The organism is Pseudomonas sp. ES3-33 (genome assembly GCF_000952175.1).
Taxonomy (GTDB): Bacteria; Pseudomonadota; Gammaproteobacteria; order Pseudomonadales; family Pseudomonadaceae; genus Aquipseudomonas; species Aquipseudomonas gregormendelii.
Genome location: NZ_JZRI01000074.1, coordinates 56,984 through 73,806, shown reverse-complemented (window position 1 = coordinate 73,806; position 16,823 = coordinate 56,984). Strand labels below are relative to the sequence as shown.

16 protein-coding genes are annotated in these 16,823 nt (G+C 60.2%); 10 read left to right on the top strand and 6 right to left on the bottom strand.

Annotation, left to right across the window (positions count from 1 at the left end; genetic code table 11):
- Window positions 1-5 precede the first annotated feature (5 nt).
- The gene (locus UB23_RS13445) at window positions 6-998 is read left to right on the top strand and encodes a hydrolase (protein ID WP_045059807.1); all 993 of its coding nucleotides are present in this window, start codon (window positions 6-8) and stop codon (window positions 996-998) included.
- A 104-nt stretch (window positions 999-1,102) separates the two neighbouring features.
- Here UB23_RS13445 and UB23_RS13440 read toward each other — a convergent pair whose 3' ends face one another.
- The gene (locus tag UB23_RS13440; protein WP_045059806.1) at window positions 1,103-1,957 is read right to left on the bottom strand and encodes a sulfurtransferase; all 855 of its coding nucleotides are present in this window, start codon (window positions 1,955-1,957) and stop codon (window positions 1,103-1,105) included.
- Between the two features lie 15 nt (window positions 1,958-1,972).
- The gene (locus UB23_RS13435; RefSeq protein ID WP_045059805.1) at window positions 1,973-2,662 is read right to left on the bottom strand and encodes a TetR/AcrR family transcriptional regulator; all 690 of its coding nucleotides are present in this window, start codon (window positions 2,660-2,662) and stop codon (window positions 1,973-1,975) included.
- A 149-nt stretch (window positions 2,663-2,811) separates the two neighbouring features.
- Here UB23_RS13435 and UB23_RS13430 point away from each other — a divergent pair, with 149 nt between their 5' ends.
- From UB23_RS13430 to UB23_RS13410, 5 genes are all read left to right on the top strand, one after another.
- Window positions 2,812-4,242 carry a coniferyl aldehyde dehydrogenase gene (locus UB23_RS13430; RefSeq protein ID WP_045059804.1) on the top strand — a complete coding sequence of 477 codons (1,431 nt, stop codon included), beginning with the start codon at window positions 2,812-2,814 and terminating at the stop codon, window positions 4,240-4,242.
- 25 nt (window positions 4,243-4,267) lie between these two features.
- A complete protein-coding gene (locus UB23_RS13425; protein ID WP_045059803.1) occupies window positions 4,268-4,813 on the top strand; it encodes a hypothetical protein in 546 nt (181 codons plus the stop codon).
- A gap of 127 nt (window positions 4,814-4,940) precedes the next feature.
- Entirely contained in the window at window positions 4,941-6,536 is a 1,596-nt protein-coding gene (locus tag UB23_RS13420) for a GMC family oxidoreductase (RefSeq protein ID WP_045059802.1), read from the top strand.
- A 115-nt stretch (window positions 6,537-6,651) separates the two neighbouring features.
- Window positions 6,652-7,131, top strand: a complete 480-nt coding sequence (gene coaD, locus UB23_RS13415) for a pantetheine-phosphate adenylyltransferase (RefSeq protein WP_045059801.1) — start codon at window positions 6,652-6,654, stop codon at window positions 7,129-7,131.
- Between the two features lie 178 nt (window positions 7,132-7,309).
- Window positions 7,310-7,561 carry a YfhL family 4Fe-4S dicluster ferredoxin gene (locus UB23_RS13410; RefSeq protein ID WP_028621174.1) on the top strand — a complete coding sequence of 84 codons (252 nt, stop codon included), beginning with the start codon at window positions 7,310-7,312 and terminating at the stop codon, window positions 7,559-7,561.
- Window positions 7,562-7,584: 23 nt separating this feature from the next.
- Here UB23_RS13410 and UB23_RS13405 read toward each other — a convergent pair whose 3' ends face one another.
- Genes UB23_RS13405 through UB23_RS13395 form a run of 3 tightly spaced genes read right to left on the bottom strand, consistent with a single transcriptional unit; the run spans window position 7,585 to window position 9,630 of the window.
- Window positions 7,585-7,908 (bottom strand): hypothetical protein, encoded by a 324-nt coding sequence (locus UB23_RS13405; protein WP_045059800.1) that lies wholly within the window; start codon window positions 7,906-7,908, stop codon window positions 7,585-7,587.
- A 52-nt stretch (window positions 7,909-7,960) separates the two neighbouring features.
- Window positions 7,961-8,773 carry a bifunctional DNA-formamidopyrimidine glycosylase/DNA-(apurinic or apyrimidinic site) lyase gene (mutM, locus tag UB23_RS13400; RefSeq protein ID WP_045059799.1) on the bottom strand — a complete coding sequence of 271 codons (813 nt, stop codon included), beginning with the start codon at window positions 8,771-8,773 and terminating at the stop codon, window positions 7,961-7,963.
- A gap of 41 nt (window positions 8,774-8,814) precedes the next feature.
- On the bottom strand, window positions 8,815-9,630 hold the full coding sequence (locus UB23_RS13395) for an HDOD domain-containing protein (protein WP_177328558.1): 816 nt from the start codon (window positions 9,628-9,630) through the stop codon (window positions 8,815-8,817).
- A 207-nt stretch (window positions 9,631-9,837) separates the two neighbouring features.
- Here UB23_RS13395 and UB23_RS13390 point away from each other — a divergent pair, with 207 nt between their 5' ends.
- The 3 genes from UB23_RS13390 to ilvD all read left to right on the top strand — a co-directional run bounded on the left by UB23_RS13390 (window position 9,838) and on the right by ilvD (window position 13,937).
- Window positions 9,838-10,377, top strand: coding sequence for a type 1 glutamine amidotransferase domain-containing protein (locus tag UB23_RS13390; protein ID WP_045059797.1), 540 nt, complete (start codon window positions 9,838-9,840; stop codon window positions 10,375-10,377).
- Between the two features lie 167 nt (window positions 10,378-10,544).
- Window positions 10,545-11,741: a class I SAM-dependent rRNA methyltransferase gene (locus tag UB23_RS13385; RefSeq protein ID WP_045059796.1), complete on the top strand. Its 1,197-nt coding sequence runs from the start codon at window positions 10,545-10,547 to the stop codon at window positions 11,739-11,741.
- 354 nt (window positions 11,742-12,095) lie between these two features.
- On the top strand, window positions 12,096-13,937 hold the full coding sequence (gene ilvD, locus UB23_RS13380) for a dihydroxy-acid dehydratase (protein WP_045059795.1): 1,842 nt from the start codon (window positions 12,096-12,098) through the stop codon (window positions 13,935-13,937).
- A gap of 174 nt (window positions 13,938-14,111) precedes the next feature.
- On the opposite strand, the gene UB23_RS13375 is transcribed toward ilvD, so the two are convergent.
- Window positions 14,112-15,167, bottom strand: a complete 1,056-nt coding sequence (locus UB23_RS13375) for a phosphorylcholine phosphatase (RefSeq protein WP_045059794.1) — start codon at window positions 15,165-15,167, stop codon at window positions 14,112-14,114.
- Between the two features lie 240 nt (window positions 15,168-15,407).
- Here UB23_RS13375 and UB23_RS13370 point away from each other — a divergent pair, with 240 nt between their 5' ends.
- Window positions 15,408-16,799 (top strand): L-cystine transporter, encoded by a 1,392-nt coding sequence (locus UB23_RS13370; RefSeq protein ID WP_045059793.1) that lies wholly within the window; start codon window positions 15,408-15,410, stop codon window positions 16,797-16,799.
- Window positions 16,800-16,823 lie beyond the last annotated feature (24 nt).

The window sequence follows — 16,823 nt, the reverse complement described above, 5'->3', positions numbered from 1 at the left end:
TAATCGTGTCCCCTCCGTCAGAACGCTTCACCCCCGCCTTCGGCCTTGGCAACCCGCACTTGCAGACATTGTGGGGACCGCTGTGGCGTAAAACCACCCACATTGAACGCGAGCGCGAGCGCCTGTGGCTTGAGGATGGGGACTTTCTTGACCTCGACTGGCATGGCCCGCAGGGCCCCGACACCCCCTTGGTGCTGGTTTTGCACGGGCTGACCGGCTCTTCGAATTCACCTTATGTCGCGGGCGTGCAAAAGGCGCTGGCGGCCCGGGGCTGGGCCAGCGTCGCACTGAACTGGCGCGGTTGCTCGGGGGAACCGAACCTGTTGCCGCGCAGTTACCATTCCGGCGCCAGCGAAGACCTGGCCGAAACCCTCAAGCACCTGCGCGCCAGGCGGCCACTCGCTCCGTTGTACGCAGTTGGTTACTCCCTGGGCGGTAATGTGTTGCTCAAATACCTGGGTGAAAGTGGCCGTGACAGTGGCTTGCAGGGTGCTGTGGCGGTATCGGTGCCCTTTCGCCTGGATCAATGTGCAGATCGCATCGGCCAGGGTTTTTCAAGGGTCTATCAGGCGCATTTCATGCGCGAGATGCTGGCCTACATCAAGAACAAGCAACGCCAGTTCCAGCATGACGGGCGCGAAGATGGACTGGCGTCCCTGGCGGCCTTGGGCTCTCTGGAGAACATGCGCACTTTCTGGGACTTCGATGGCCGGGTGACCGCTCCACTGCACGGCTATGCCGATGCCGAAGATTATTATCGCCGAGCGTCGAGCCGTTATTTCCTTGGGCAGATCCAAACGCCAACGCTGATGATCCAGGCGGCTGACGATCCATTCGTATTCCCGCACAGTCTGCCCCGAGCCGACGAGTTATCCCCGAGCATCCAGTTCGAATTGCACGCCGCAGGTGGGCATGTCGGGTTTGTCGAGGGTTCGGTGAGGCAGCCGGGATACTACCTGGAGCGGCGCATCCCAGCGTGGCTGGCAAATCCCCTGTAGGAGCGAGCTTGCTCGCGAAAAACCCGAGAGCGCTGCGGGGTGCCTGATTTCCAGCGTTATCGTTCACCTCCATCGCGAGCAAGCTCGCTCCTGCAGGTACTGGATTATTCGCCCCTGGCGACGCCTCGCAGAGGATCATTGATCCACTCGCTCCAAGACCCCGCATACAACGCCCCCAACGGATAACCCGCCAGGCACAGGGCGAACAGGTTATGGCACGCAGTCACCCCGGAGCCGCAATAGGCCACCAGTTCCGTCGGCGAACGGTCTGCCAGTTTCGCCGCAAAGCGCTGCTTTAACTGATCAGCCGGCAAGAATCGCCCGTCGCCGCCCAGGTTATCGGTGAACGCTGCGCATTGCGCCCCGGGAATATGCCCCGCTACCGGATCGATCGGCTCCACTTCACCCTTGAAACGGACCAGGGCACGAGCATCGAGCAAGGTCATGGCCGGCTGGTCGAGACGCTGCTGCAATTGTTCGCTGCTCAGCACCAACGAGGCGTCCGGTTCACCGGTGAAGGTGCTGCGCTCTTTGCCGGGCGCATCCAGGCTCAGTGGCAAGCCGGCGGCATGCCAGGCCTTGAGTCCGCCATCAAGGATGAACACGCCGTCACGCTTGCCCAGCCAGGCCAGCAACCACCAGGCCCGCGCCGCGAACGCACCAGGACCGTCGTCATACAGAACCACTTCACTGTCGGGATTGATGCCCCATGCCTGCAGGCGTTCAATCAGGTCGTCGGGGTTTGGCAATGGATGTCGACCGGTCACGCCCCTGACGACGGTCCCGCTTAAATCCCGCTCCAGGTCGGCAAAACTCGACCCGGCGATATGGCCCTCCGAGTAACTGCGCTGTCCGTAGTCCGGATCTTCCAGGGCAAAACGACAATCCAGGACCACCAGCCCCGGCTGCTCCTTCTTCAGGTCCAACGCTTGCGGGCTGATCAACTGCGCAATAGGCATAACGGGCTCCTGTGATTAAAGCGGTTCTGATTCCTCATGCGCTTCTTCAAGCGCCTGACCCAGCGGCACATAAAATTCTTCATACAGCGCATTGACCTCATCACGCGCCTGATCCGTGACGAAGCCCGCCTCCAGCACCAGCACCTGATACACCCCACGCTTGACGGCTTGCTCACTCAAGTGATTGGAATTTTCCCGCGTCGTGCAGAGAAAACGCACCCAGGAGGTCAGGATAATCCAGGCGTTGAGGGTCAGGGACTCGATCTGCACCTTGTCCATGCGCAGGATCCCGGCCTCGACGAAGCCGGCGTAGATATGCGTGCCATGGATCAGGCAGCGCTGGGAAAAGCGTCGGTAGCGCCCGGCCAGCTCCGGATCGCTGTCGAGCAGGTGCTCGAGGTCACGATGCAGGAAGCGATACCGCCACATGGCTGCCAGCAGTTCCTTGAGGTAGAAACGCTTGTCTTCCACCGTGGAGGCGCGGCCCTGGGGTGGACGCAGGAAGCTGTCCACCAGGCTTTCGTACTCACTGAAGAGCACGGCAATGATCGCCTGCTTGTTAGGGAAGTGGTAGTAGAGGTTGCCCGGAGAAATCTCCATATGGGCAGCAATGTGGTTAGTGCTAATGCTGCGTTCGCCTTGCTGGTTAAACAGCTCGAGGCTGTTCTGCACGATGCGCTCGCTGGTTTTTATTCGAGGGGCCATGGCTTGAGCTTTAATTCAGGAATGCGATGGAGAGCATCTTACGGCCTATCCGCAACCGGATAAAACAAAGCTGCACCAGGATGTCAGTTGACTTTATAGAGCATAGACTCTAGAAAGTTATCCAGTAAAATAAAAATCCGGAGCTGACCATGACCGCTGACGTCGCCTACCTGCAAAACCTGCAGCAGCCGTTGGAAGAACTACGCAGCCTGTTTGATGCTCAACGCGCTGCGTACGCTGCCAACCCGATGCCTCCTGCAGCTCAGCGTCAGCAATGGCTCAAAGCGTTAAGGGATTTGCTCAGCACTGAGCGCCAGGCCCTGATCGACGCTATCAGCCAGGATTTCAGCCACCGCAGCGCCGATGAAACCCTGCTCGCTGAACTGATGCCCAGCCTGCATGGCATCCATTACGCGAGCCAGCACCTGAAAGGCTGGATGAAGCCCTCGCGACGCAAAGTCGGAGTTGCGTTCCAGCCTGCTTCAGCCAAAGTCGTGTACCAGCCTTTGGGCGTGGTCGGCGTGATCGTGCCGTGGAACTATCCGCTGTACCTGGCCATTGGGCCTCTGGTTGGCGCGTTGTCGGCGGGTAACCGGGTGATGCTCAAACTCAGCGAATCCACGCCAGCCACCGGATTGCTGCTAAAGGAACTGCTGGGACGGATTTTCCCCCAGGATCTGGTCTGCGTCGTGCTCGGTGAAGCTGATGTTGGGGTAGCATTTTCCCGGCTGCGTTTTGACCATCTGCTGTTCACCGGCGCCACCAGTATCGGCAAGCACGTGATGCGCGCGGCAGCTGAGAACCTGACGCCAGTCACGCTGGAACTGGGCGGAAAATCCCCCGCGATCGTGTCCCACGATGTGCCGCTCAAAGACGCCGCCGAGCGCATCGCCTTTGGCAAGACGCTAAACGCCGGGCAAACCTGCGTGGCCCCCGACTACGTGCTGGTGCCGCACGACCGGGTCGGTGGCTTCGTTGAAGCCTATCGCCAGGCCGTTCGCGGGTTTTATCCGACACTGGCAGACAACCCGGACTACACCGCCATCATCAATGACCGCCAACTGGCGCGCCTCAACGGCTACATCAGCGACGCTACCAGCAAGGGCGCGCTGCTGATACCGCTGTTCGAGCAGGGTCAGGGACGCCGCATGAGCCATAGCCTGTTGCTCAACGTCAGCGATGACATGACCGTGATGCAGGACGAAATCTTCGGCCCGCTGCTGCCGATCGTGCCCTATACGGACCTGGCGCAAGCATTTGCCTACATCAACCAGCGCCCCCGTCCGCTCGCCCTGTATTACTTTGGCTACAACAAGGGCGAACAGCAGCGCGTTCTCCATGAAACCCACTCCGGCGGTGTCTGCCTCAATGACACCCTGCTGCACGTCGCACAGGACGACATGCCGTTTGGCGGCATCGGCGCATCCGGCATGGGCCATTACCACGGCCAGGAGGGTTTTCTGACGTTCAGCAAAGCCAAGGGCGTTTTGATCAAGCAGCGCTTCAATGCGGCGAAGCTGATCTATCCGCCTTATGGCAAAGCCATCCAGAAGCTCATCCAGAAGCTGTTCATCCGCTAAATATCATCGCCGGGTAATAACAATAATGAATCCCAGCCTGTCCGATACACCCGCGCTGTCACGTCGCGGCCTGCTGAAATTCAGCTTGGGCGCCACGGCTTTCCTTGCCACGGCCGGTTTGGGCGCAAGCCTCAGCGGCTGCTCCTCAAGTACGCCGGCCAGCGGTTTCGCAATACTGCGCCGAGGGGACCTGCTGTTTTTGCGAGCACTGATTCCAGTGATGCTTGATGGCGCGGTGGCTACCGAGCAAATGCCGCACGCCGTCGATAGCACCCTGAAAAATCTGGACAACGGCCTCAATCATCTCTCGCCGCAGATGCTCAAGCTGACCCAGCAGTTGTTCGACGTGCTCGGCTTGACCGTCACTCGCGGCCCGCTGACCGGCGTTTGGGGCAGTTGGGAGAATGCCAGCGCCGATGAAGTCCGGCAGTTCCTTGATCGCTGGGAAAACAGTTCGTTAAGCCTGCTGCGCATGGGCCATAGCTCACTGCTGCAGCTGGTGATGATGGCTTGGTATAGCCGGCAAGAGTCGTGGGCACATTGCGGGTATCCGGGCCCGCCTGCTGTCTGAGACCGGGGGATGCCATCGCGAGCAGGCTCACCTCCCACCTTTATCGCGTAACCCTGTGGGAGCGAGCCTGCTCGCGATGGCGTCGGTAGCCTCACCACAAAACCAAAACAATAACGAGAACCCGAACATGCCCGTACCTGATCCGTTCCGTGAAGGCCTGGCCCGCGGCTGGAAAACCTACAACGGCTCGCAACTGACCGAGGACCTGACCCTGGAAGCCGACGTGGCAATCATCGGCAGCGGCGCCGGCGGCGGCACCACGGCAGAAATCCTCAGCGCCGCCGGATTCAAGGTGTTGCTGATCGAAGAAGGTCCCCTCAAGACCAGCAGCGACTTCAAGATGCTCGAAGACCAGGCCTACGCCAGCCTCTATCAGGAAGGCATCGGCCGCATGAGCAAGGACGGCGCCATCACCATACTGCAAGGGCGCGCGGTGGGCGGCACCACGCTGATCAACTGGACATCGAGCTTTCGCACCCCGCCCCCGACGCTCGAACACTGGGCCCGGGAACATGACGTAAAAGGCCACAGCCCTGCCGACATGGCGCCGTGGTTCGAGAAAATGGAGCAGCGGCTCGGGGTCGCCCCCTGGATGGTACCGCCCAACGCCAATAACGACGTAATCCGCAAAGGCTGCGAAAAACTGGGCTACAGCTGGCACGTGATTCCGCGCAACGTTCGTGGCTGCTGGAACCTGGGTTACTGCGGCATGGGCTGTCCGACCAATGCCAAGCAGTCAATGCTGGTGACGACCATTCCCGCCACCCTGGAAAAAGGCGGTGAATTGCTCTATCTGGCTCGCGCTGAAAAGCTCTCGATCAAGGACGACAAGGTCATCGGCCTGAGCTGTGTCGCGATGGATGAGCGCTGCGTTGCGCCCACGGGCAGGACGATCACGGTCAAGGCGCGACATTACGTACTGGCCGGGGGCGCAATCAACAGCCCGGCGCTACTGCTGCGCTCCGCGGCCCCCGATCCGCACAAGCGCCTGGGCAAACGCACGTTCCTGCATTTGGTGAACATGTCTGCCGCCCTGTTCGATGAGGTGATCAACCCGTTCTACGGCGCTCCGCAGTCGATCTACTCCGATCACTTCCAGTGGCAGGACGGTACCAGCGGCAAGATGTCCTACAAACTGGAAGTACCACCTCTGCACCCGGCGCTCGCCACCACGCTGCTGGGCGGCTTCGGCGAAGAGAATTCCCGACACATGGAGAATTTGCCGCACACCCACGCCATGTTGGCGCTGCTACGTGACGGCTTTCACCCGGATAGTCCCGGCGGCAGCGTCGAATTGCGCGGTGACGACACCCCGGTGCTCGACTATCAGGTTTCTGCCTATGCCTGGGACGGCTTGCGCCGGGCGTTCCACAGCATGGCCGAAATCCAGTTTGCCGGTGGCGCCAATGCAGTGATGCCGATGCATGCTGATGCTCGCCACGTCAAAACCCTGGCCGAAGCGCGCACGCTGATCGACAGTTTGAGCCTGGAGCTCTACCGCACCCGCCTGGGCAGTGCCCATGTGATGGGCGGTTGCGTCATGGGCGAAGAGCCGAAAAACGCCGTGACCGACAGCCTCGGCCGTCATCACCAGATCAGCAACCTGTCGATCCATGATGGCTCGCTATTCCCCACCAGCATTGGTGCAAACCCTCAATTATCGGTGTACGGACTGACCGCGCAACTGGCCACCGCGCTCGCCGACCGTTTAAAAAATCCGTGAAAACGAGGAATAGTCCCATCGTCTATAGTGCTTTCTTACCCAACAGGCGACTTGGCCGACCGGGAATGCTGCGATACCATCCGACTCCCCAACGGACTCCCGCCAGGACGACGCGATGAACCGAGTGTTGTACCCAGGTACCTTCGACCCTATTACCAAGGGCCATGGCGATCTGGTCGAACGCGCCTCGCGCCTGTTCGATCACGTGATTATTGCCGTCGCCGCCAGCCCGAAGAAAAACCCCTTGTTTCCCCTGGAACAACGGGTGGAGTTGGCTCGCGAGGTCACCAAGCATCTGCCGAACGTGGAAGTGGTCGGTTTCTCGACGCTGCTGGCGCATTTCGCCAAAGAGAAAAACGCCAACGTCTTTCTCCGTGGATTGCGCGCAGTGTCGGACTTCGAATACGAATTTCAGCTGGCCAACATGAACCGTCAGCTTGCACCGGATGTGGAAAGCCTGTTTCTCACTCCATCCGAGCGATACTCGTTCATCTCCTCGACGCTGGTCCGTGAAATTGCGGCCCTGGGCGGCGATATCACCAAATTCGTGCACCCTGCGGTGGCGGATGCCCTCACCGAACGCTTCAAGAAATAACGCAGGCTGCAGGAGCCAGCTTGCTGGCGATGAACGTTAACGATGACGCGCGGGCTGCCTGGGTAAACTTGGCGCTCTCCCGTCCATCGCGAGCAAGCTGGCTCCTGCAGCGCCAATACGGCACAATTGCGCGCATTGGTTTATAGCGCCTGGGTCTTCCACCCTGGCTGGAGTTAGCATGTCCCTGATCATCACCGACGATTGCATCAACTGCGACGTCTGCGAGCCCGAGTGCCCGAACGCCGCCATCTCCCAAGGCGAAGAGATCTATGTGATCGACCCCAACCTGTGCACGCAGTGCGTCGGCCACTACGACGAGCCACAGTGCCAGCAAGTATGCCCGGTGGATTGCATTCCGCTGGATGAGGCACATCCGGAAACTGAAGAGCAGTTGATGGCGAAGTATCGTGTGATTACCGGTAAGGTCTGATTTCTGGAGTGATGCAACTGGCCTCACTCCCGCTGCTCAAACCCCTCCCCAATGCACCCCAGGCACCGCACAAACGCTGCCCGCGCCGGGTCCACCACCAGCGCCTGCCCCGCATCCCCTATGCCGCCGCCCAGCGCGGTGAAGGGAAGCGACACCACAAACGCCCCTGCACCGATCACCGTCGCCACCACCAGCAAGGGTCGGGCGATCAGCAAGTCGCCGATCATGGCGTAGGCCGGGGGATTCTGGATGGTGTAGCGCGGGTCGCCGCTGCCATTGCTGGCTGCCAGCACCGGCGCTGCAACGCTCAATAACAACACGACGACTAGGGTTCGAAACGAATTCATGGCACGGTCCTTCGGCTGAGCAGTGAACACAGACTATAGCCCGTAGGGCCAGTCAACTTTGACAACGAGGGCAAAAGACACTCGCACGCTGCCCCAGCTTTACTTCTCGCAACCCGGTTCCGCAGACCTTGCAGTGCTCGCCACCACGGCCGTAGACAAACAATTCCTGCTGAAAATAACCCGGCTGCCCGTCACCGCCGATAAAGTCGCGCAAGGTGGTGCCGCCGCGCTCGATCGCGTGGATCAGGATGCGCTTGATCTCGATGGCCAGTTTGAGATAGCGCGCCCGGGAAATGCTCTTGGCCTCGCGGCGCGGGTCGATTCCGGCGGCGAACAGTGCCTCGGTCGCATAGATATTGCCCACCCCCACCACCACTGCGTTATCCATGATGAACGGCTTGACCGCCATGGATCGCCCACGGGACTGTTGAAACAGGCGCTCGCCGTCGAACAGCTCGGTCAACGGTTCCGGCCCCAGGCGTACCAGCAGCTCGTGATTGAGCGGGTCAAGGCTCCAGAGCATGGCGCCGAACCGACGCGGATCGGTGTAGCGCAGGGCCAGGCCTGATTCCAGCTCGATGTCCACGTGCTCATGCTTGGCCGCCGGGGTGCCGGCCTCCACCAGGCGCAAATTGCCGGACATGCCCAGGTGGCTGATCAAGGTGCCTACTTCGGCATTGATCAGCAGGTACTTGGCGCGCCGCTCCACCAGCACGATGCGCTGCCCGGACAGGCGCACGTCGAGGTCTTCGGGTATCGGCCAGCGCAGGCGTCGATCACGCACAATCACCCGGCTGACGCGCTGGCCCTCAAGGTGTGGCGCGATCCCGCGGCGAGTTGTTTCAACTTCTGGCAGTTCAGGCATGGCGCACTCGAATCAGGACTGGGTCGGAGAGGGATCAGCACTCAGCGATGATTGCCGAGGTCGCGAATGGTTTGCTTGAGGGTCTCGAAGTCGTAGTCCGAGAGGCCGACATAATCGAGCACCAGGTGACTGATGCTGTTCCACTCATGGTCGATTTTCTGATTGCCCAGCACCCGATACGACGCGCAGATGTGTTCGGCCATCTTGAGGATCGCCAGCAGGTTCTTCAACTGACTGTTGCGGGACGAGTCATCGCTGAAGATCGCCAGGGCATTGTGGTGGTTGGCGATCGCATGGGATACATGCTCCGGCAGACGCCAGGACTTCGCCGTGTAGTAGCCGACCACCGCATGGTTGGTGTTGAACCGGCTGTTTTCCGTATCGACCACCCGACATTCCGCACTGGCGTTGGCGTAGGCCTCCTCCAGCACACCCATGTAGTCGGGGAAACGCTGCAGCATCAGCGGCACACCGCAATCGTGAAACAGACCCAGGGCATAGGCTTCATCGCCCGCCTGTCCGCCGAGGCGCTTGGCCAGGGTCAGGCACGTCATCGCCACGTCCTGGGCGGTGTCCCAGAATCGGTTCAAGGTGACGATGGTGTCGTCGTTCATCTCGCCCTTGATCGACATCGCATTGATCAGGTTGATGACCGAACGGCTACCCAGCAGATTCACTGCGCGCTGGATCGAGGCGATCTTGTTGCTCAGGCCGTAATACGGCGAGTTGACGATCTTCAACAATGAACCGGACAGGCCAGGGTCCTGGGAGATCAGCTTGGCGATCACCTCCAGGTCCGGGTCCGGCATGTACTGCTCCATTTGCAAATCCACCATGATCTGCGGCTGGGCCGGCACGCTAATGCCTTGCAGGGTCTGTTGAATCTGTTCGGTGGTCAGCTCTTGGGACATAAGTACGCGCTCTGGGACAGGCGGCAATTCTAACCTTTATGAAGTTGGATCCGACACACCAGCGGGCACATCGGAGGAACTTTCATCCACGTCCCGGCTTCGGACGGAGTAATGCCCACGGGCAAACATGTACTCACCTCAGGAGCTGTAATCATGTCCCATTCCCTGAACGGCAAGCGTGTCGCGATTCTGGTAACCGATGGTTTCGAGCAGGTTGAACTCACAGGTCCGAAACAGGCTCTGGAGGACGCCGGCGTTCAAGTCGATATCCTGTCGGCCGAGCAAGGCCAGGTCAAAGGCTGGAATCACGACGAGCCCGCGGATGATTTCAAGGTCGACGGCACGTTCAAGGGTGCCAGCGCCGACCATTACGACGCCATTGTGCTGCCGGGCGGTGTGCAGAACTCCGACACCATCCGCATCGACCAGGACGCCCAGCATCTGGTCAAGACCGGCACTTCGGCGGGCAAGCCTATCGCGGTGATTTGCCATGGCGGCTGGTTGCTGGTGTCTGCCGGACTGGTCAGCGGCAAGACCATGACCAGCTACAAGACGCTCAGGGACGATCTGGTGAATGCCGGGGCCAATTGGGTCGACAAGGAAGTGGTCAAGGACGGTAACCTGATCAGCAGCCGGCAGCCGGATGATATTCCGGCGTTCAATCGGGAGTTGATTGCCGCGCTTTCCGAGTAATAGTTCGAGGCCGCCTTCGCGGGCAAGCCCGCTCCCACAGGGATCTGCTGTGCATGCATAATTTGCATTCGGCACCAAAGCGCTGTGGGAGCCGGCGTTTCATCACCTGCAAGCCCGCCACCACCCCCAACACGCTATACTCCCGCTCTTTTTTCCGGAGCGACGTCATGTCCCTGCCTAGCCTGCGCCTCAAAGCCAACGCCGACCGTCGCCTGCGAAACGGCCACCTGTGGGTCTACAGCAACGAAATCGATGTAGCCGCCACACCGTTAAACGGCTTCAAGGCCGGCGATCAGGCGATCCTCGAAGCCGCCGGTGGCAAGACGCTGGGCATCGTTGCCATGAGCCCGAACAACCTCATCTGCGCCCGCCTGCTGTCGCGCGACATCAAGTTGCCGCTGGACAAGTCGTTGCTGGTGCACCGCCTGAACGTTGCCCTGTCGTTGCGCGATCGCCTGTTCGACAAGCCGTTCTATCGCCTGGTCTACGGTGATTCCGACCTGCTGCCAGGCCTGGTCGTCGACCGTTTCGGCGACATCCTGGTGGTACAGATCGCCTCGGCGACCATGGAAGCGCACAAGGAAGACGTGATCGCCGCACTGACCCAAGTGCTCAAGCCAAGCGGCATTCTGTTCAAGAACGACTCCGCCGCCCGTGATGCCGAAGGCCTCAACCGCTACGTTGAAACCGTGTTTGGCCTGGTGCCTGAGTGGGTTGCGCTGGAGGAGAACGGCGTGAAATTCGAAGCGCCGGTCATTCAAGGCCAGAAAACCGGCTGGTTCTATGACCACCGCATGAACCGTGCTCGCCTGGCGCCTTATGCCAAGGGCAAACGCGTACTCGACCTCTACAGCTACATTGGCGGCTGGGGCGTGCAAGCAGCGGCCTTCGGCGCCAGTGAAGTCTTCTGCGTCGACGCTTCGGCCTTCGCCCTCGATGGTGTCGAGCGCAACGCCGCGCTGAACGGCGTCGCCGAGAAGATGACCTGCCTCGAAGGCGATGTGTTTGATGCCCTTAAAGAACTCAAAGCCAGCGAAGAACGTTTCGACGTGATCGTGGCCGACCCGCCGGCGTTCATCAAACGCAAGAAAGACATGAAAAATGGCGAAGGCGCCTACCGCCGCCTGAACGAACAAGCCATGCGCCTGTTGACCAAGGACGGCATCCTGGTCAGCGCTTCGTGCTCGATGCACCTGCCGGAAGACGACCTGCAGAACATCCTGCTGACCAGCGCCCGTCACCTGGACCGTAACATCCAGCTGCTGGACCGCGGCGGCCAGGGTCCGGATCACCCGGTGCACCCGGCAATTGCCGAGACGCGCTACATCAAGAGCATCACCTGCCGGTTGCTGCCAAACAGCTAAACACTATCTGTAGGAGCGAGCTCGCTCACGATGGTCGTCAACGATGACGCTGGCAGCCTGACACCCCGCGGCGTCCTCTGGTTTTTCGCGAGCGAGCTCGCTCCTACAGGGTGGCCGCACGTCTCGTGAGCGCGGCCAGTGCGCGTTCTGGCATTCCCTCTCGCCGCCAGCCGTGTAGAATCGCCTCATTCATCGCCAGTCATCCCCCGGCGGGTTTATGAGCTCAAGCTGAAGCGCGCGGCGATCCCGCAAAGTTATCGGCAACTTCCGGACACACGGCCATTTCTGAGTGTTCCAGACGTCAATAGAAGCTCACTTCCCCTTTGATACCTGATTAGCCGCCCGGAGTGCTTCATGCCTGATTACCGCTCGAAAACATCCACCCACGGCCGCAACATGGCCGGCGCCCGCGCACTGTGGCGCGCCACGGGGATGAAAGATGACGACTTCAAAAAGCCGATCATCGCCATTGCCAACTCCTTCACCCAGTTCGTACCGGGCCACGTCCACCTCAAGGACCTGGGCCAACTGGTCGCCCGTGAAATCGAACGCGCTGGCGGCGTGGCAAAAGAATTCAACACCATCGCCGTGGATGACGGCATCGCCATGGGCCATGACGGCATGCTGTATTCGCTGCCGAGCCGCGAGATCATCGCCGACTCCGTCGAGTACATGGTCAACGCCCACTGCGCCGATGCCATCGTCTGCATTTCCAACTGCGACAAGATCACCCCTGGCATGCTGATGGCCTCCCTGCGCCTGAACATCCCGGTGATTTTCGTGTCTGGCGGCCCGATGGAAGCCGGCAAGACCAAACTCGCCTCCCATGGCCTCGACCTGGTCGATGCCATGGTGATCGCCGCCGACTCCAGCGCTTCTGACGAGAAAGTCGCTGAGTACGAGCGCAGCGCCTGCCCGACCTGCGGTTCGTGCTCCGGCATGTTCACCGCCAACTCGATGAACTGCCTGGTCGAAGCCCTCGGCCTGGCGTTGCCGGGTAACGGTTCGACCCTGGCGACCCACAGCGACCGCGAACAGCTGTTCCTGCAGGCCGGCCGCACCATCGTCGAGCTGTGCAAGCGTTACTACGGCGAGAACGATGAGTCGGTACTGCCGCGCAACATCGCCAACTTCAAGGCGTTCGAAAACGCCATGACCCTGGACATCGCCATGGGCGGTTCCACCAACACCATCCTGCACTTGCTGGCCGCCGCCCAGGAAGCCGAGATGGAGTTCGACTTGCGCGACATCGACCGCCTGTCCCGATTCGTGCCGCAACTGTGCAAAGTCGCACCGAACATCCAGAAGTACCACATGGAAGACGTGCACCGCGCCGGCGGGATCTTCAGCATCCTGGGCTCGCTGGCCCGTGGCGGCCTGTTGCACACCGACCTGCCGACCGTGCACAGCAAAACCCTGGCCGAAGGCATCGCCAAGTGGGACATCACCCAGACCGACGATGAAGCCGTGCATCATTTCTTCAAAGCCGGCCCGGCGGGCATCCCGACGCAAACCGCATTCAGCCAGTCGACCCGTTGGGAAACCCTGGACGACGACCGTGAAAACGGCTGCATCCGCAGTGTTGAGCATGCGTATTCGAAAGAAGGCGGCCTGGCCGTTCTGTACGGCAACATCGCGCTGGACGGTTGCGTGGTGAAAACCGCCGGCGTCGATGAATCGATCCACGTGTTTGAAGGCAATGCGAAGATCTTCGAGAGCCAGGACAGCGCCGTACGCGGCATCCTCGCTGACGAAGTGAAGGCCGGCGACATCGTGATCATCCGTTACGAAGGCCCCAAAGGCGGCCCGGGCATGCAGGAAATGCTCTACCCGACGTCGTACCTGAAATCCAAAGGCCTGGGCAAAGCCTGTGCCCTGCTCACCGACGGTCGTTTCTCCGGCGGCACCTCGGGCCTGTCCATCGGCCACGCTTCGCCGGAAGCGGCAGCCGGTGGTGCGATTGGTCTGGTGCAGGACGGCGACAAGGTGCTGATCGACATTCCGAACCGTTCGATCAACCTGTTGATCAGCGATGAAGAAATGGCCGGCCGGCGTGCCGAGCAGGATCAGAAAGGCTGGAAGCCTGTGGAAAAACGTCCACGCAAGGTGACCACTGCCCTGAAGGCCTATGCCCTGCTGGCAACCAGCGCCGACAAGGGCGCGGTGCGTAACAAGGCGATGCTCGACGGGCTGTAAGGCTTAACCGTCGAACAAAACAATGCCCCGCCAAGCGCGGGGCATTTTTGTTTCAGAAGATCCCCCGTAGGAGCTGCCGGAGGCTGCGATCTTTTGATCTTTCTTGGACGCGACCTCTGAAGATCAAAAGATCGCAGCCTTCGGCAGCTCCTACAGGGATCGACAAATCTGGGATTATTGGATTTCTTCAGGCTTCACGATCACCCAGTTCTTGTCTGCCGTCACCGGCAATCCTTCCTTGGCCTGAGCCGCTGCATGCTTGGCCATCATGCCGTTTATCTGGGTCATGTATTTGTCCTTGCGGTTGATCCACAAGTGAATACCGCCCTTGGCCACGTCGACGCTGTGAAACAGCATGAAACCATCGCTGGTTGGCGTATCGCCGCCGACCAGCACCGGTTTTTTCCACTCGTCGATGTAAGTCAGGATCGCCGCCTGCTTGCCCGCCATCCAGGTCGCCGGGGTCCACAGGTACGGGGTCAACTCCAGGCCCAGGTTGGCCTTCTCGTCATACTTGCCGGCCGTAATCTGCTTGCGTGCAGTGGTCAGTTCGCCGGTCTTGGTGTCCTTGAGCAGCAGGCTCACGCCGATCACGTTCTGCGGCTTGACGTTGTAGCCGTACTGCGGATCTGACGCCACCATGCGCACCAGCTCTTCCGATGCGGCAGTCATCACGTAGACCTCAATGCCGTTTTCCATCAGCTTGTTATAGAGCTCTTTTTGCCCAGTGAAGATTTTCGGCGGGTTAACGTCGAGTTTCTTCACCACGTCGCCTTCGTAGTAAGTGGCTGGCACCGGTTTGCCTGATGCCATCAACTCATCGACATAACCCTTGAGCTCTTTGAGCGTAAACCCGGAAAACACCTGCGCGACCCATGGATAGCAGACCATGTCGTCGATTTCGCAAAGGCGATAGTAATAACTGAAGAGGCTTTCCTTGTGCTCGGCGGTGTCTTTGAACGGAATCAGCTTCAGGGAGGGATCAAGCTTCTCGCGGGTGATCAGGCCTTTGTTCTCCATGAACGGCAGCAACGACTCTTCCAGGTCATAGCGGTAACTGGTGTTGTCCATGTCAAACACCGCGTAATTACCCTTGTTGGCGTTGGCCGCGATCATCGCGTCCAACGCCTTGGCCTGATCGGCTGGCCAATGTTTCAGATCCGTGGCGAAGGCCTGGCCAGCAAGGCCCAGGCAGAGTGCTGCGAGCAAAAATTTCGGAGCAAGCTTCATCGTAGTTCTCCCTGATTCAAAGAGCTCGACGCTATCAAATAAGTGTGACATTCCCCGCCCGCCTGCGACCGTTCACGTCTCCATTGCGCCAACTGCATTCCCGGAAGCGACATGCGCTTATTCCGAAAACGACAGTTATCATGCGTTTTTGATATTAATTCATTAGTTTTCAAGCTGTTAGGCTTGCCGGTTCGCAGCTGCCCCGCAAGGCAGCGGGCACAAGTCTTTCTCGGAGTTTTCATGAATCTGCCGCTGATCCTCAATCTGCTGGTGTTCCTGGCCTTGCTGTTCGGCTTGGCACAAACCCGCCACTCCAACTGGAGCCTGGCGAAAAAGGTCCTGCTTGCGCTGGTACTGGGCGTGGCGTTTGGCGTAGCTCTGCACACCATTTATGGCGCGGGCAACCCGGTGCTGAAGGCGTCGATCGGCTGGTTCGACCTGGTGGGTAACGGTTACGTACAACTGCTGCAGATGATCGTGATCCCGCTGGTGTTCGCCTCCATCCTCAGCGCAGTGGCGCGGCTGCACAACGCCTCGTCACTGGGCAAAATAAGCTTCCTGACCATTGGTACGCTGCTGTTCACCACGGCCATCGCCGCGCTTGTCGGTATCGGCCTCACCAACCTGTTCGGCCTGACCGCTGAGGGCCTGGTCGCAGGCACCCAGGAAATGGCCCGCCTGCAGACCATCCAGACCGACTACGCCGGTAAGGTCGCCGACCTGAATGTGCCGCAGTTGCTGCTGTCGTTCATCCCGCAAAACCCGTTCGCTGACCTCGCGCGCGCCAAGCCGACGTCGATCATCAGCGTGGTGATATTCGCGGCCTTCCTTGGGGTTGCGGCCTTGCAACTGCTCAAGGATGACGTCGAGAAAGGTCAGAAAGTGATCAACGCTATCGACACCCTGCAAGCCTGGGTAATGCGCCTGGTGCGTCTGGTCATGAAGTTGACCCCCTACGGCGTGTTGGCCCTGATGACCAAGGTGGTCGCCGGTTCCAATCTGCAAGACATCATCAAGCTGGGCAGTTTTGTGGTGGTGTCCTACATCGGCCTGGGCTTGATGTTTGTGGTGCATGGCGTGCTGGTGTCGGCGGCCGGGATCAACCCGCTGCGTTTCTTCCGCAAGATCTGGCCGGTGCTGACGTTCGCCTTCACCAGCCGCTCGAGCGCCGCGACCATTCCGCTGAGCATCGAAGCCCAGACCAGCCGCCTGGGTATCCCACAGTCCATCGCCAGCTTCGCCGCCTCGTTTGGCGCGACCATCGGCCAGAATGGCTGTGCCGGCCTGTACCCGGCAATGCTGGCGGTGATGGTTGCACCGACCGTGGGCATCAACCCGCTGGACCCGCTATGGATCGCGACGTTGGTGGCGATTGTTACCTTGAGTTCGGCTGGGGTGGCCGGCGTCGGCGGTGGCGCGACCTTTGCCGCGTTGATCGTGTTGCCGGCAATGGGCTTGCCAGTGTCACTGGTGGCTTTGCTGATTTCGGTTGAGCCGCTGATCGACATGGGCCGCACCGCGTTGAACGTGAGCGGTTCGATCACGGCGGGGGCGATTACCAGCCAGTTGATGCAGCAGACGGATAAAGAGTTGCTAGATGCGGATGAGCATGCGGAGTTGGCGCACGCTTAAGTTCTTTGGCGTCTGATCTGGCCT